The sequence below is a fragment of the Caballeronia sp. LZ001 genome, assembly GCF_031450875.1.
In the GTDB taxonomy this organism is placed as follows: Bacteria; Pseudomonadota; Gammaproteobacteria; order Burkholderiales; family Burkholderiaceae; genus Caballeronia.
In genome coordinates, this window is the sequence record NZ_JARTVX010000004.1 from 4420580 (window position 1) to 4436767 (window position 16188).

12 protein-coding genes and 1 tRNA gene are annotated in these 16188 nt (G+C 57.6%); all 13 read left to right on the top strand.

Annotated features, from left to right (window positions below; genetic code table 11):
* Positions 1-310 precede the first annotated feature (310 nt).
* The 13 genes from P9292_RS31720 (at position 311) to P9292_RS31780 (ending at position 16132) form a co-directional block, all read left to right on the top strand.
* The gene (locus P9292_RS31720) at positions 311-1561 is read left to right on the top strand and encodes an aspartate kinase (protein ID WP_244825543.1); all 1251 of its coding nucleotides are present in this window, start codon (positions 311-313) and stop codon (positions 1559-1561) included.
* A 199-nt stretch (positions 1562-1760) separates the two neighbouring features.
* Positions 1761-1853 (top strand) — tRNA-Ser (locus tag P9292_RS31725).
* A 998-nt stretch (positions 1854-2851) separates the two neighbouring features.
* The gene (locus P9292_RS31730; RefSeq protein ID WP_309962916.1) at positions 2852-3994 is read left to right on the top strand and encodes a glycosyltransferase; all 1143 of its coding nucleotides are present in this window, start codon (positions 2852-2854) and stop codon (positions 3992-3994) included.
* Between the two features lie 262 nt (positions 3995-4256).
* On the top strand, positions 4257-5264 hold the full coding sequence (locus P9292_RS31735) for a polysaccharide biosynthesis/export family protein (protein ID WP_309962920.1): 1008 nt from the start codon (positions 4257-4259) through the stop codon (positions 5262-5264).
* A gap of 49 nt (positions 5265-5313) precedes the next feature.
* A complete protein-coding gene (locus tag P9292_RS31740; protein ID WP_250465162.1) occupies positions 5314-5760 on the top strand; it encodes a low molecular weight protein-tyrosine-phosphatase in 447 nt (148 codons plus the stop codon).
* The gene (locus tag P9292_RS31745) at positions 5757-7994 is read left to right on the top strand and encodes a polysaccharide biosynthesis tyrosine autokinase (protein WP_309962923.1); all 2238 of its coding nucleotides are present in this window, start codon (positions 5757-5759) and stop codon (positions 7992-7994) included. The genes P9292_RS31740 and P9292_RS31745 overlap by 4 nt, the downstream gene beginning before the upstream one ends.
* 90 nt (positions 7995-8084) lie before the next feature.
* Complete coding sequence (tviB, locus tag P9292_RS31750; RefSeq protein WP_250465160.1) at positions 8085-9353, top strand: Vi polysaccharide biosynthesis UDP-N-acetylglucosamine C-6 dehydrogenase TviB; 1269 nt, start codon at positions 8085-8087, stop codon at positions 9351-9353.
* 11 nt (positions 9354-9364) lie between these two features.
* The gene (locus P9292_RS31755) at positions 9365-10441 is read left to right on the top strand and encodes an SDR family oxidoreductase (RefSeq protein ID WP_309962925.1); all 1077 of its coding nucleotides are present in this window, start codon (positions 9365-9367) and stop codon (positions 10439-10441) included.
* Complete coding sequence (locus tag P9292_RS31760) at positions 10438-11613, top strand: glycosyltransferase (RefSeq protein WP_309962927.1); 1176 nt, start codon at positions 10438-10440, stop codon at positions 11611-11613. The genes P9292_RS31755 and P9292_RS31760 overlap by 4 nt, the downstream gene beginning before the upstream one ends.
* The gene (gene murJ / locus P9292_RS31765) at positions 11610-12980 is read left to right on the top strand and encodes a lipid II flippase MurJ (RefSeq protein WP_309962929.1); all 1371 of its coding nucleotides are present in this window, start codon (positions 11610-11612) and stop codon (positions 12978-12980) included. The genes P9292_RS31760 and murJ overlap by 4 nt, the downstream gene beginning before the upstream one ends.
* 81 nt (positions 12981-13061) lie before the next feature.
* The gene (locus P9292_RS31770) at positions 13062-13961 is read left to right on the top strand and encodes a glycosyltransferase family A protein (protein WP_250525981.1); all 900 of its coding nucleotides are present in this window, start codon (positions 13062-13064) and stop codon (positions 13959-13961) included.
* A gap of 3 nt (positions 13962-13964) precedes the next feature.
* Positions 13965-15104, top strand: a complete 1140-nt coding sequence (locus P9292_RS31775; protein WP_309962931.1) for a glycosyltransferase family 4 protein — start codon at positions 13965-13967, stop codon at positions 15102-15104.
* A gap of 347 nt (positions 15105-15451) precedes the next feature.
* Positions 15452-16132: a right-handed parallel beta-helix repeat-containing protein gene (locus P9292_RS31780; RefSeq protein ID WP_309962934.1), complete on the top strand. Its 681-nt coding sequence runs from the start codon at positions 15452-15454 to the stop codon at positions 16130-16132.
* Positions 16133-16188 lie beyond the last annotated feature (56 nt).

The window sequence follows — 16188 nt, forward strand, 5'->3', positions numbered from 1 at the left end:
TCCGGTACCGTAGCTCGTTTGTCCGCTTGGCGTTTTGCTCGTCATCTCCGTCCAAAAGACGTGATATTCAACGTTAAATCGCCAGCCATCGCGCGAATTCGCTGCGTACCAACTGCGCGACTTTCATGCGCGATTGGCTAACGCAACTGCTGCCTGGTATTGCAATCCGGTACCCCAAGCACGCGGCGGCATATGCGCCAACGCGTCGCGTCGCCAGCTTCAAATCATCCCCGAAGTGATCGGCCACAACGCTTAAAGCGCATTGCAACGAGCGCATGAAGCGCGGTTTTCCTTCCAGTTCAAAACGACAATGGCACTCATCGTACACAAATACGGCGGCACTTCGATGGGCTCGGTCGAGCGCATCAAGAACGTCGCCAAGCGCGTCGCCAAATGGCACAAGGCAGGCCACAAGCTGGTCGTCGTGCCCTCGGCGATGTCCGGCGAAACCAACCGCCTGCTCGGCCTCGCGAAAGACATCACGCCCAATCCGGACCCGCGCGAACTCGACATGATCGCCTCCACCGGCGAACAGGTCAGCGTGGGCTTGCTCGCCATCGCGCTGCACGCCGAAGGCCTCGAAGCCGTGAGCTACGCCGGCTGGCAAGTTCCGATCAAGACGGACAGCGCGTTCACCAAGGCGCGCATCAGCGAAATCGACGGCGAGCGCGTGCTCAAGGATCTCGATGCGGGCAAGGTCGTGGTCATCACGGGCTTTCAGGGCGTCGATCCGGAAGGTCACATTGCCACGCTCGGGCGCGGCGGCTCGGACACCTCGGCGGTCGCGATCGCCGCGGCGCTTAAGGCTGACGAGTGCCTGATCTATACCGATGTCGACGGCGTCTATACGACCGATCCGCGCGTCGTCGAAGAAGCGCGCCGGCTCGACCGCGTGACCTTCGAAGAGATGCTGGAGATGGCGAGCCTGGGCTCGAAGGTGCTGCAGATCCGTTCGGTGGAATTTGCTGGCAAGTATCAGGTGAAGACGCGTGTGCTCTCGAGCCTGACCGACCCGCTTATGCCGCTCGAAAAGGAAATGCACTCGGGCACCCTGATTACTTTTGAAGAAGACGAGAACATGGAAAAAGCAGTGATTTCTGGCATCGCGTTTCAGCGCGACGAAGCGCGCATCGCCGTGATGGGCGTGCCGGACAAGCCGGGCGTCGCGTATCAGATTCTCGGACCGGTCGCCGATGCGAACATCGACATCGACATGATCATTCAGAACCAGAGCGTGAACGGCAAGACTGACTTCACGTTCACGGTGGGCCGCGGCGACTATCAGCGCGCGCTCGAGATCCTGAACGGCCAGGTGAAGGGCCACGTGCAGGCCGAGACCGTGCTGGGCGACCCGAAGGTGTCGAAGGTGTCGGTGGTGGGTGTCGGCATGCGTTCGCACGTGGGTATCGCGAGCACCATGTTCCGCACGTTGTCGGAAGAAGGCATCAACATCCAGATGATCTCGACCTCCGAAATCAAGATCTCCGTGCTGATCGACGAGAAGTACACCGAACTCGCGGTGCGCGCGCTGCATAAGGCGTTCGAGCTCGACCGCGCTTGAGTGTTGCTTGAGTCTTGTTTGAGTTTGGCGTTGAGCGTTGCGACGGGTTCGAGTGCTCATGCACTGTTGCGGTTCGCGTAAGCCATGAGCCGATGCGTAATCGATTGGAAAAAATCGTTATGCGAATTTGACCGGCGCGAGCGAACACGCTATTATCTCGATCTCGTTGCACTGCACTCCCGGTGCGACGAACAGTTTGGGAGACGTGGCCGAGTGGTCGAAGGCACTCCCCTGCTAAGGGAGCATCTGGCTAAAAACTGGATCGAGGGTTCGAATCCCTCCGTCTCCGCCAGTAGTAGTAGAAAAGCCCCGCAAGGTTAAAAACTTGCGGGGCTTTTTGTTTTTGGGCGGTGATCGGGCCCGGTCGCGTGAGATTCAATCTTGGCTTGCGTTGACAACTTCTAGCAGCCATGCATGGCGATTCGCTATGTCGCTTGCCAGAGCAGTGCTCGCGCGGAACTGTCTCCCTGTTTTTCAAGCGCGGGGTTGTTCGCGTCTTGAATTCGAGCAATCGCGCGTCTGGCATGATGAGATCGCGTAGTCAAACATCGAAAACGCGCACACGCACACGCTCCATTCGATCCACACGTTGATCGCAGTATGCTCCGGCGGCGCTGTCGGAACCCTTAGCCGCCGCGCACGAACAGTAAGCGCGCGAAACGTCCGCCGCGCAGAAATCTAACCTCTAAAACGCGTGAAGCCGGACCTCTCATCCGGATCGAGCCGTCTCGCTTTCTTTCACACGTCTCTCCGAAAATCGATGGTTATCCCTCGATACAAACGGAATTATCCTAACGGTTTACACATTTTGTCTCGGAATTTCTTGGAAGACTAAGACATGTCTGTAAAAGAGCTTACGCGTACGTCGATTAAGCCTAAGAATGCGATGAAATTGCACAGTTTATGTCCTGATCGCTGCCAGACTTTTTACAACTGCTAGTACACTTGCTCGTTGTTAGCATTTACATCAAAGCCCGTGAATTTTAGTAACGGCGATTGGGCAGCCGCCACCCTATGGTTCATCCTCTTAAGACATTTCCCAATAACGCTTGCGGCTCGTCCGTTGATATAGATTCAAAGGCCGTTACTGGAAATGGCGGAGCGCCTTGAAAGGTCAGCGTGAAACAAAGTGCTTTAGAAGTTGATAGGTCATTAGGGCCTGAAAGCGGTGATAATGAAAAGCATAAACAAGCGGACTATCTCGCATGTTTGGCAGGAAAGAAGAAGCCAATATTCACGCTTATTTTGATCTTGCGCAGAAAGGCTTTCGATTTTTAGGTTGAGGACTTGGTGGTGATTTCGATGTTGGTTGTGTTGATCGCGCTTCTGGTTTCCTTTGTTTCGGTACTGTTCATTGTTCGCTTCGAGCGCTGGCATGGTTCCTTCTCAATGGACCGCGATCTGGATGGGATTCAAAAAGTCCATGCGGTTGCGGTGCCACGAATCGGTGGCGCGGGCGTCATCGTCGCAGTCGCTGCTTCGTTACTCTTGAATGCCTTTCTGAATCCTTCGCGTAACAGTAGCGAAGCTCTAATTTTGCTTGGCTGTTCCTTGCCTGCGTTCCTGTCAGGTTTCGCGGAGGATCTGACCAAGAAAATCAGCCCGAGAACGCGTTTGATCGCGTCCATGATTGCGGCACTGCTTGCTTGCTTCGCACTGAGGGCGGTGGTTACACGGGTGAATTTTTCTTATGTCGATGCAGTGCTTGTTTTTTCGCCCATCGCGATTGCTCTGACAGTATTTTCAGTATCTGGCGTGGTGCATGCAATTAACATCATCGACGGTTTGAATGGGCTTGCATCCGTTGTTGCGATCATCATTTTAGCGTCGATCGGCCTAGTGGCGTTTCATGTGGGCGACTCGACAATTGTTATTGTCTCGTTGACGCTGATTGGTGCGATTACCGGTTTTCTTGCCTGGAATTTTCCGATCTCCCGAGTCTTTCTCGGAGACGGCGGCGCGTATTTCATCGGTTTTCTAATCGCCGAGTTGCTGATCTTGCTCACCATGCGCAATCCCAGCATTTCGCCGCTTTACGCAATACTGGTAACGATCTACCCAGTCTTCGAAACCGTCTTCTCGATCTACCGAAGAAAACTCGTGCGTGGTTTGCCTGCCGGTGCGCCTGATGCGGTTCATTTGCATACACTGGTTTATCGTCGCGTGCTTGGCGGAGAATTGAATCGATGCGATTCACGCGCCTTGAGTCTCAGAAATTCCCGGGCATCTCCTTATCTGTGGACGCTGACGCTTTGCGCGGTCGTTCCGGCAACCTTGTTTTCAGAATCTCCAGTTCTTCTCGGCGCGTCGGCACTCCTCTTTATTGCCACCTATGTCTGGTTGTATGCCGCAATCGTGAGATTTCACGTGCCGGCTTGGCTTCGGCCAACGCCTGTCAAGGAGCAACCTATTGTCGTGCACGCTGAACAATAAAACCGTCTCTGTTTTTAACCCTGAAATTTTGATTGAGAACACGGACTAAGGCCGACGCCGATTCAGCGTCAAGCCAGTGTTTGAACCGAATTGAATTGAACACCCGCAAGCAATGGTTGATTTGAAATTTTCCGGCCGTCTCAAGTTGGCTCTCGCTATCGCAATGCTGCCCGCCCTGCTTAACGCATGCGCGCTTGCCCCCGGCATGCGACTCGATCCCAAAGCACCAGTCGACTCTTCCGACCCAGCCTCAACACCCGACATGGCGACTATCACGCCGCAACTGGTCAGGCAGCAAAAGGCTGAGCGCGATGCCACGTCCCAAGGCGATTATCGCCAGCTCATCGGCTATCCCAGTCATTACGTCATTGGGCCGGCCGATGTGCTTTCCATCATCGTTTGGGATCACCCCGAACTGGTCGTTCCAAATCTGACCTACAGCATCGGCGATACAGCCGGCACGCTGCCCAATGGGCCGGGTCTCAGCACACAGACGGTCCCCGGCTTCGTCGTCGGGGATAACGGCGACATTCAGTTTCCATATGTTGGAAAAGTGAAGGCTTCTGGCGGAACCGTCGCTCAATTACAAGCGACGTTGAAGCGCCTTCTCACGCCTTATCTGAGAAATCCGCAACTGACGGTAAGCGTAGTCGCCTATCGCAGTCAGCGCGTGTTCGTGGAGGGCCAAGTCAATCAGCCTGGCATCAAGCCGATCACGAATGTCCCGATGTCCCTGTCGGAAGCGCTCAGCGAGGCCAATGGCGTCACCGCCGGCGTGGGCGACACGAGCCAGATTCAGATCTTGCGTAACGGCCGGACCTTCCAGATTAGCTTGCCGCAACTCGCGGAACAGAAACTCGATGCATCGATGATCTTCCTGAAAGACCGCGATGTCGTCCGTGTCTTGCCGCAGACCTATAACCAGGTGTTCGTCACCGGCGAAGTAATGCGCCCGATGACGCTGTCGATGCACGACGGTCGGCTTACCTTGAATGACGCACTGGCCTCGGCTGCCGGCGTGAATCCTTCGACGGCCGAAGCGGCAGGAGTTTACGTCGTACGTCCGACCGAAGACCCGGCCGCGCCGCAGGTCTTTCATCTCGACAGCACATCGCCGGTGGCACTGGCGCTCGCGGAGCACTTCGAGCTGCAGCCAAAGGATGTCGTCTATGTGGACGCCACTGGTCTTGCTCGCTGGAACCGCATTGTCAATCTGCTCTTGCCGAGCGCGCAAGGCGCGAACATCGGGCGCCAGGTCGCGGGCTATTGATCATGTCCTCACGCACGACTCGCATGAACGATCGCACAGGAGTCTCGGGATGATCGACTCCGTTCTCCTCGTGTGCGAGGGAAATATCTGCCGCAGTCCGATGGCAGCGGGTTGGTTGCAGTCGAAAGTGCCGTCGCTGGAAGTCTGGTCCGCCGGAATCAGCGCGCTTGCCGGACAGCCTGCCGATCCATACGCACAAGGCGTGATGATGGATCACGGCATCGACATCTCGTCTCATCGTGGCGCGCAGTTGAGCGGCTTCGACTGCAAGCGCGCCGAGTTGATCCTCGTAATGCAGGAACAGCAAAAGCGCTATCTGGAGAAGCGATATCCGTTTGTAAAAGGTCGCGTCTTCAGGCTAGGTCAATTCAGTAACTTTGAAGTACCGGACCCGTACCGAAAAGAACGGAATGTTTTCGAAGACTGTTTTGACTTGATCGAAAGAGGACTTTCGGACTGGGTCGGGCGAATTGAATCAACGCGTTGGAAGTTATGAAACAAGAGAATCTACCGGTTATGTCGCATGGCGAGAGCAGCGATCAACTAAGTATCGTCGAGTTGCTGGACGCCCTGTTGGATCACAGAAAGCTGATTGCCATCGTCGCTGCGCTGTTCGTGATCGTCGGCGCAATGTATGCGTTTCTCGCGACGCCGGTTTATAGCTCGCGCATTCTGGTAGCCGTCGAAGATTCTTCCGATGCGGCCAGCGCTAAGAACTTACTTAGCGATGTTTCCGCCATGTTCGATGTCAAATCGTCAGCGGATGGCGAAATCCAGATTCTTGGTTCGCGGCTCGTCGCGTCCGGAACGGTCGACGCGCTGAAACTCAATGTCGAAGCGAAGCCACGCTATTTTCCCGTGTTCGGTAAATGGATGGCATCTCACAACGACGGACTGTCGAATCCTGGGGTATTCGGTTGGGGCGGTTTCGATTGGGGCAGCGAATCGATCGAGCTTGCCGCCTTCGAGGTTCCCCGCAAGCTTCAGGGACGCAGCTACGACCTGACAGTGCTGAAGGACAACCGGTACAGCCTGAGCGGTTACGGACTGGAATCTCCAGTGACGGGTTCTATCGGCACCGAAGAGAAGTTCAACTCGAGCTTCGGCGCGCTCACCCTGAAGGTCACCAAGCTGTCCGGAAGACCGGGCGCCAGCTTCGTCCTGAAATCTCGTTCGAGCCAACTCACGACCGATGACCTCATCAAGTCGTTGCAGATCATCGAGCAGGGCAAGCACTCGGGCGTGATTTCCGCGACGCTCGAAAGCACGGACCCCGTGCTTTTGAGCGACACGCTGAATGAACTCGGCCGCCAATACGTCAAGCAAAATGCCGACCGCAAAGCGGCTCAGGCGGAACATTCCATCTCGTTCCTCGACGCTCAGCTTCCCGTCATGAAGCAGCAACTCGAAGACGCTGAAGCGAAGTTGAGCGAATATCAAAACAGTCACACGATCGTGGACTTGTCCGAGGCCGGCAAGGTCAGCTTGCAGCAATCGGCCGACGCGGAGACACGCCTCATCGCGATGAAGCAAAAGCGCCAGGACTTGGCGACGCGTTTCGGTCCGATGCATCCGTCGTTGCTCGCTATCGACGAACAGATTGCGACGAACCAGAAGCAGATCGATAGCATCGCCGCGCAGATTCGCCAGATGCCGCTGACCGAGCAGGACATGCTCAAGCTTCAGCGGGATGTGCGTGTTTCGACGGACCTGTATGTCGCCATGCGCAGCAACGTCGAGCAGTTGCGTCTGGTGAAGGCGGGCAAGATCGGCAATGTGCGGATCGTCGATACCGCCGATATTCCCGAGCGCCCGGTCAAGCCGCGCAAGCTGATCGTCATGGCCGCTGCGGCGATCGTCGGTCTGTTCCTCGGAACCTTACTCGCTCTCGTGAAGGACCGCTTGTTCACGGGCGTCACCGATCCGATTTCGCTGGAAGAGCACACCGGTCTCAGCGTCTACGCCACGATTCCCGTTAGCGACAAGCAGGCCGAACTCATCCGTAACCTGCGAAGCGACGGTTCGCGCCCGCTGGTGCTCGCGAATCTGTATCCGAACGATCCAGCCGTGGAGAGCCTGCGCAGTCTTCGGACCGCGTTCAAGTTCGTCGCATCGGGCGGAAAAAATAACGTCGTGTTGATCGCGGGTCCGACACCGGGAATCGGCAAGTCGTTCGTGTCCGTCAACTTCGCGACGGTGCTGGCGTCGAGCGGCGCCCGCGTGTTGCTCATCGATGCGGACATGCGCAAGGGTTATCTCAACCGGTACTTCGGTCTGGGGCGCGATACCGGGCTGTCCGACGCGATATCCGAAGCCAGGTCGGTCGATTCTGTCGTGCATCGGGACGTTCTTCCCAATCTCGATTTCGTCTCGTCGGGCAATTATCCGCAGAACCCTGCGGAAGTGCTCTCGCATAAAAACTGGGGCGATTTCATCTCGGCGGCATCCCGTGCCTATGACGTCGTCATCGTCGACGCGCCGCCAGTACTCGTCGTTTCCGACGCGGAAACCATCGTTGGCTCGGCGGGCAGCGTCTTCCTCGTCACGCGCTCTGGCGTGACGCGCGGCGGAGAGGTCAGCGAATCCATCAAGCGTCTGACGCAGACCGGCACGCAAGTCACCGGCTTGCTGTTCAACGCAATCAAGCCGCGCGGAAGGATCTATGGCTACGGCGGCCGATACCAAAACTATCGCTATACCGGAGACGGTTACTACCAGGACCGCTCCTGATCGCAGCACTCGCTAAAAGCACGCCGTGACGAATTCGGCGTCGATGTTTCAAGCGAAGCATCGAGAAACACTGAAGGTTGGTTAAACGAAATGTTAGAAAATCTCCGTATTGCAATCATCGGTCTGGGCTATGTAGGTTTGCCTCTTGCCGTCGAGTTTGGTCGCGGGCGTCCCGTAGTCGGCTTCGATATCAACACGACGCGTATCGATGCGCTGAAGCAGGGTATCGATTCGACGCTCGAAGTAAGTACCAAGGAACTCGCCCGCGCAAGTCAGCTAAGTTTCAGCGCCGATGCGGCGGATCTTGCCAAGTGCAACTTCTTCATCGTCACGGTGCCGACGCCAATCGACGCGTACAACCGGCCCGACCTCGGCGCGCTCATTTCGGCAAGCCAGACCGTCGGCAAGGTGCTGAAGAAAAACGACATCGTCGTGTTCGAATCGACGGTCTATCCGGGCGCCACCGAAGAAGTCTGCGTGCCCGTGCTCGAGCGCGTCTCTGGTCTCAAGATGAACGTCGACTTCTTCGTCGGCTACAGTCCCGAGCGCATCAATCCCGGCGACAAGACGCATCGCGTAGTGGACATTCGCAAGGTGACGTCCGGTTCGACGCCGCAAACCGCGCGCAAGGTCGATGCCGTTTATCGCGAGATCATCACGGCGGGAACGCACATGGCCGAGAGCATCCGCGTGGCCGAAGCCGCGAAGGTCATCGAGAACACGCAGCGTGACGTGAATATCGCGTTGATCAACGAACTCGCGATCATCTTCAATCGCATGAATATCGATACCGAGTCCGTGCTGCGCGCGGCGGGTACAAAGTGGAACTTCCTGCCGTTCAAGCCGGGTTTGGTCGGTGGTCACTGCATCGGCGTCGATCCTTACTATCTGACGCATAAGGCCGAAGAGATTGGATATCACCCGGAGATCATCCTCGCGGGTCGTCGCCTCAACGACAACATGGGGCAGTATGTCGTCGCGCAACTCGTCAAGGCGCTGGCGCAGAAGCGCATTGCTATCGCCGATGCGCGCGTGCTCATTCTCGGTCTCACGTTCAAGGAAAACTGCCCGGATATTCGCAACACGCGTGTCATCGACATCGTCAGCGAGCTTGCAGAGTATCAGGCGCATGTCGATGTCTGCGATCCGTGGGCGCTTGTGCACGAGGTCAAGGACGAATACGGCATCGATCTCGTCGAGTCGCCTGAGGCGGGTGCTTATGACGCGATCGTTATCGCGGTCGCTCACGAGCAGTTCGTCACGCTCGGAAAGGGCATGCGCGATTTCGGCAAGAAGGAGCACCTTCTTTATGACCTCAAATACGTCTTGCCGGCCGATGGTTCGGATCTGCGCCTGTAAGGATACTCACGATGAATCGCTATCAGGTTATCTGCGAAGCGTTGCGAGCGAATCCAGTGCGATGGCTGGTCACGGGCGCGGCGGGATTCATCGGTTCGAATCTCGTCGAGACGCTGCTCAGGCTGAATCAGGAGGTCGTCGGGCTCGATAACTTCGCGACCGGTCATCGGCGCAATCTCGACGAAGTGGCGTCCTCGGTGTTGCCGGAGCAATGGTCACGCTTCACGCTGATAGAAGGCGATATCCGCAATGCGCGAGATTGCGAGACCGCTGTCGCTGGCGTGAAGCATGTGCTGCATCAGGCCGCCTTGGGATCGGTGCCGCGTTCGCTGAACGATCCGGTCGCGACCGATCAGGTGAACATCGGTGGCTTCCTCAACATGCTGGTCGCCGCGCGCGATGCAGGCGTATCCAGCTTCACCTATGCGGCGTCCAGTTCAACATACGGCGATCATCCGGCGCTTCCCAAAGAGGAAGCGAATATCGGACGTCCGCTTTCGCCTTACGCCGTCACGAAGTACGTGAATGAGCTCTATGCAGAAGTCTTCGCGCGTTGCTACGGCTTCAAGGCGACAGGCTTGCGCTACTTCAACGTCTTTGGCAAACGCCAGGACCCGAACGGCGCGTATGCGGCGGTCATTCCGCGTTGGATCGCCACGATGATGAGCGGCGAAGACGTGCAGATCAATGGCGACGGCGAGACGAGCCGCGACTTCTGCTTCGTCGATAACGCGGTACAGGTCAATCTGCTCGCAGCAACGGCGAGCGATGATGTGCGCGGACAGGTCTTCAACGTCGCACTCGGAGATCGCACGACGTTGAACGAGTTGTTCGGCTTGCTGCGTGACACGCTTGAAGAACACGGCATTCGATACGATCGGCCGCCGACATACCGCGCGTTTCGCGCAGGGGACGTACGTCATTCGCAGGCCAGTATAGAGAAGGCGAAGTCGATGCTTGAATATGCCGACGGCGTGCGGCTCGACGAAGGCATTCGGACCGCCGTGCCGTGGTATATCGCGTCGACGAAGACGCAGCGAAACCACGTCCAATCTTCCGATGCGAGCAACGGTAATACATCGCGATGAAGGTTCTGCATATCATCAGCAGCCTCGATCGCGGTGGCGCAGAGGCGGTGTTGTTCCAGGTTGTGTCGCACGGGTGCACGAGCGGCATCGAGCATCGCGTGGTCTGTATGCGCGGAGAAGGGTACTACACTGCGAAGTTGCTCGAACAAGGCATCGAAGTCGAAGCGCTGAATTGTTCGAAAGGCCGAATCACGCCGCGCGCGTTGCTTCGTCTCTGGTCGGTCATGCGCGCATTCGGCCCGGACGTCGTGCAGACCTGGATGTATCACGCCGATCTCATCGGCGGCGTGCTTGCCTATCTGACGCGCTTCAAGCCGATTTGCTGGGCAGTTCATCACGCGAATCTCGACTCCGACAAAAACACACGCATGACGGTCCGGATCGCGAAGATGTGCGGATTGCTCTCGCGCTTCGTGCCGGACCGCATTGTGTGCTGCTCGAAACGAGGCCAGGCCGCGCATCAACAGATCGGCTATGACGGCAGCAAGTTCTCGTGGATCCCGAACGGCTACGACATCGAACGCTTCTCGCCGGATCCTCATGTGAGGGCCGCGCAACGACAGCTCTGGCAAGTCTCGGACGATATACCGCTTATCGGATGCGTCGCGCGTTGGAATCCTCAGAAAGACCATCCGAACCTGTTTCGCGCCGCGGCGATGCTCGCCGATAATGGCGTCGCTTTCAAGCTGGTGCTCGTCGGCGCCGACATGACATGCGCGAACGCCGATCTTCTCGCATCGCTCGATGCTGTCGGTTTGCGCGAACGCGTGCTTCTGGCGGGACCGTCGGACGATATCCCAGGCGTCATGAACGCGCTCGATATCCACGTGCTGCCGAGCGCTGGGGAAGCGTTCCCGAACGTGGTCGCCGAGGCGATGGCTTGCGGCACGTTGAGCGTGAATACCGATGTAGGCGACGTTGCCACGATAGTCGGTAGCGAAGGATGGGTCGTCCCGCCTGGTCATTCGGTCGCGCTTTCAAAGGCGCTTGGTGCAGCAATTGCAATGATCCGCACGACTGAAGGTAAAGCGCGCAGGGAACGTGCGCGCACTCGCATCGTGAGTAACTTCGGTCTCGAGCGGATGCAGAAAGCGTATGAGTCGACCTGGCGCGAAGTCGCCGCGCGCGCGGGCAAGGTCGTTCCGCGGCATCGCAGAGAGAAGCGGACATGAGCTTCGGACTGGCCTCCAAGCTTCGGGCCAAGCTTGCGAACGCGCATCCGGATCATCGCAGGATAGCGAAAGGCGCCGCATGGGTGTCACTCTTCGTGCTGATGGGCAAGAGTGCCGGCGCCTTCAAGGAAATGGCGATCGCGTATCGCTATGGCGTGAGCGGTATCGTCGATGCCTACCAGTTGTCCTTCACGCTCGCCACATGGATACCTTCCATGCTCGTCACGGTGCTCAGTACCGTGCTGATTCCCGTGCTCGTGCGCATGCGCAATGACGACACCGACACGCTCGCCAACTTCATCGGCGAATTGCGTGGCTTGGCGTGGCTCGTCGGTCTTGCCATCGCCAACGTGCTCGTTTTTGCATCGCCCGTGGTGATCGCCTATGTGGGCGGACCGCTGCCCGAGCATACGAGATCGCTTGCGATGCAATTTATCGTCGGTATGTCGCCGCTCGTGCCGCTTACCTTGCTCATGTGTATCGATGCCGCGCGCTTGCAGGCACGCGAGCGGCATATCAACACGTTGCTCGAAGCCGTGCCGGCTGCAGTGCTCTTTTTCGTGGTGATCGTCAGTACCGGTTCGTCGATCAAGCCGCTTTACATGGCCGTTACGCTCGGACTCGCGCTGCAAGTTTATTTGTTGTCGATGTTCGCAAGGCGTGCGGATAAGGTCCGCGCTCCCATTCGCTTCGGATTCAGTTCGCCGCAGTGGCGGGCCATGGCGCATTCGATCGGCGTCATGCTCATCAGTCAGGCCATCCTTGCTTGTATCGTGCCTATCGATCAATACATGGCGACCCGTGAAGGCGCTGGAGCGGTCGCCACGCTTGGTTATGCCAATCGGCTGATTGCGTTGCTAATGGGTCTCGGTGCATCGGCAATCGGAAGGGCGACGTTGCCCGTGTTGACGCAGACAATCCGCAATGGCGAACGCGAGCGCGCTCGATCCATGGCGATCAAATGGGCCTACGTCATGTTCGGAATCGGCGCCGTGGCGGCATGTGTCGCTTCGTTCGCCGCGCCTTTGATCGTGCGTGTGCTGTTTCAACGAGGCGCCTTCACGGCGGTCGATACTGAACATGTCGCGGTCTTGCTTCGCTGGTTCACGCTGCAATTAGCGCCAGCATTTGCCACATTAGTGTTGATGCAGATGGCAGCCAGCGAAGGGCGCTATCGGTCGATCGCGTTCATCACATGCGCAGGCTTCGTCGCCAAGGTCGCGGCCAACTTCGCCTTCACACCAATGCTCGGTTTGGCCGCGCTTCCTGTAGGCACTGCTGTCATGGCCGGCGTCGTGTTCGTTCTCTATCTTTTCTCCATCCACGAGAACGAGGAAGAGGACATGGAGCAAGAGCATGGAGCCTGATTTCTCGCCGATGCCTTGTCTGACGCGATCGCCGACTTGGAATCGCCTCACCCGCATGCCACGCATTGTCAAGTTTTCTCGATGACGTTCATCTCTGTTATTACCGCCAGCTATAACCGTGCGGCTCAGTTGCCAAGCTTGTTCGCCAGCCTCGAAAAACAAAGCGACAGAGATTTCGAATGGATAGTCGTCGATGATGGCAGCGTCGACAACACGCGCGCGCTTTGCGAGCGCTGGGCTGACCAGGTCGATTGGCCGCTGCGCTACATTCAGAAACCGAACGGCGGGAAGCATACCGCGCTGAATCGGGGCTTCGCACTTGCGAAAGGCGAATTGATCATCACGGTCGATAGCGATGACACGCTCACGCTCGATGCCATCGCGACGATTCGCGAAAACTGGTCGTCGTGTCGAACCATTCCCGACGTATGCGGCATGAGCTTTCTCAGACTGCGCGCGGATGGACGCGTGATCGGGGACCGCTTCGAGCCGGACCGCGAGTTGGCGACATACATCGATATGCGCATCAATCGCGGGGTGCGTGGCGACAAGGCCGAAGTCTGGCGCGCAGACATCTTGAAGCAGTTTCCTTTTCCGGAAGTCGAAGGCGAGCGCTTCATGATGGAGTCCGCCGTATGGGGAATGATCGGGCGGCGGTATCGGATGCTGCACGTGAACATCGGCTTCTATGTTTGCGAGTATCTGTCCGATGGTCTGACGCGAGGCGGCGCGGCGCTGACGGTCCTGTGCCCGGTCGGGTCCGCACACGGCATTCGCTGGGCAATCGCGCCGCCGGTCAACATGCGCACGCGGATCGTGATGACGTGGCGGCTCATTGCTTACGAGTTTTTGGCGCGACGTTCCGTGTACCAGATCGCGATGGCGTCCGGGCATCGCTTGCAGGTGCTGTTGAATCTGCCATTCGGATCAGCGCTTTATTTGTACTGGCGGTTCAAGTTTCGACGTGAGTTAGGTCGGTAGGTCATGAAAAAAGTCGTTCTCTTTGCCAATACGGATTGGTACCTTTTCAATTTTCGTTTGTCGCTCGCGAAGTATCTTCGGGACAATGGCTGGTCGGTGTTGCTCATGTCGCCGCCGGGGCCTTATGTCGCGGGGTTAGAGGACGCCGGATTCCGCTGGCTTCCCGTGCCGATGCAACGACGCAGTCTGAACCCCTTGCGGGAACTCTTGCTGGTCTTGCACCTATGCCGCCTGTTCCGCAAAGAGCGGCCAGATGTCGTGCATGGGTTCACCATTAAATGCGCGGTGTACGGTTCGCTTGCGGCGCGTCTCGCGCGCGTCAGGCAGCGCGTCAACGCTGTGGCAGGTCTCGGCTTCGTGTTTACGAACGATTCGTTGAAGGCGCGCGTCTTACGACCGCTGGTCAAAATATTGATGCGCGCGACGTTGAATGGCCGCGGCGCATCGCTGATTCTCCAGAATCCGGACGATGTCGCGATGTTCATCAACGCCGGTATCGTCGACAAGTCTTGCATCCACCTCATTCCCGGATCGGGCGTGAACGTACAGAAGTTCGCCCAACGCGCGAAGGACACGAGCGGCACGCCGCGACCGATTCGCGTTTTGCTGGCTGCGCGCCTGCTGTGGGACAAAGGCATCGCGGAATACGTGGAAGCGGCGCGCGCGCTGCGAAACAGCCAGCGCTCGTTCGAATTCCTGCTCGCCGGCGATCCCGACGAGGGCAATCCTGCTTCGGTGCCGACAAAAACGGTTGAGGCCTGGGTCGAGGAGGGCACGCTGACTTGGCTCGGTCATGTCGGTGACATGCCGGCGTTGCTACGCGACATCGACATCATGGTGTTGCCCAGTTATAGAGAAGGATTGCCAAAGGCGATGATCGAAGCCGCAGCATGCGGCATCGCGCTGGTGACGACGGACGCGCCGGGTTGTCGCGAGGTCGTGAGTCAAGATGGCGTCGATGGCTTGCGCGTTCCGGTGAAGGACAGCGTCGCGCTGACAGATGCAATCGCGCGTCTGCATGACGACCCGGTGTCGCGCGAAACGATCGGTGCCAATGCGCGCGTTCGCGCGCTCGCAGAGTTCGACGAAAGGATCGTGATCGAGCGGACCGTTGCGGTGTATGGAACAACGCAGAACGCTTGAGAACGATCATGATAAGCAGAAGAGTTGCGCTCAAAGTCATAGCGTCGATGCCTCTGGCGCATGGGCTTGCGTGTCGGTCGGCGGCGGCTAAGATATTGAATGAAGACGACGTCGTGCATGCGAGTGTCTTCGGCGTCGTGAGCGATGGCGTGAGCAATGACACGTCGCGTCTTCAGGATGCGATCGATCGCTCAGTTGGCAAGACGTTACTCATTGGCGGACAATGCCGCATCGACACGCAAGGACTGAGTCTGCGAAGCGGCTCGCGCGTTCGCTTCGAACCGGGCGCCTCGATCAAGTTGCTTGCGCATGACACGCCTTCGTATCAAATGTTGCGCATGTGGGACGTGAGCGACGTTGTGCTGGAGAACGCGACGCTAGACGGCAGTCGTGAGTTGAACTCGGCGCAGCCCAAAACGCATTCGGAAGGCTACGGCATGGGCATTTCGATAGCAGGTAGTTCAAAAATCACGATCAAATCGGCAACCACGGTGGGTTGCTGGGGCGACGGTATCTACCTGGCGAACAGTTATCAGCCGACCAGCATGCCGCCTCAGTATATTCACGTGATTGACCATCACGCGAATAACTGTCGTCGACAGGGAATCTCCATCATTAGCGGAAGGAACGTTTTCATTGAAGGCGGTCTGTGGGAGAACATCGGTGGAACGGCGCCGTCGGCGGGTCTGGATATCGAGCCCAATTCGAATCGGGACGTGCTGGAAAACATCAGGATCGTCAACCCTGTCACGCGAAACTGCAAGATCGGCATCCTCGTCTATCTCTTGAAGATTGCCGGTGTCGAGTCCAAGGACGTGCAGATCGATATCAGCGGTCAGCGCGATGAATCCGCGAAGATCGCCGCCTTTAGCGTTTCAGGTCTCGATACCAAAGGTTCAATTGTGAAAGGACGAATCGTCAATCGATCGGCGACCTGGATCAAGCCAAAGCTTCTTTCCGTCGAAAGCCACGATTACGACAAGCGCGGACCGCAGATCGTAGTAACGGACTTGAAGACTATTCGATAATCGGCGCACTTCGCCGACGACAACCTCGCAAGGCAGCAAGCCGGCGCCGAGCGCAT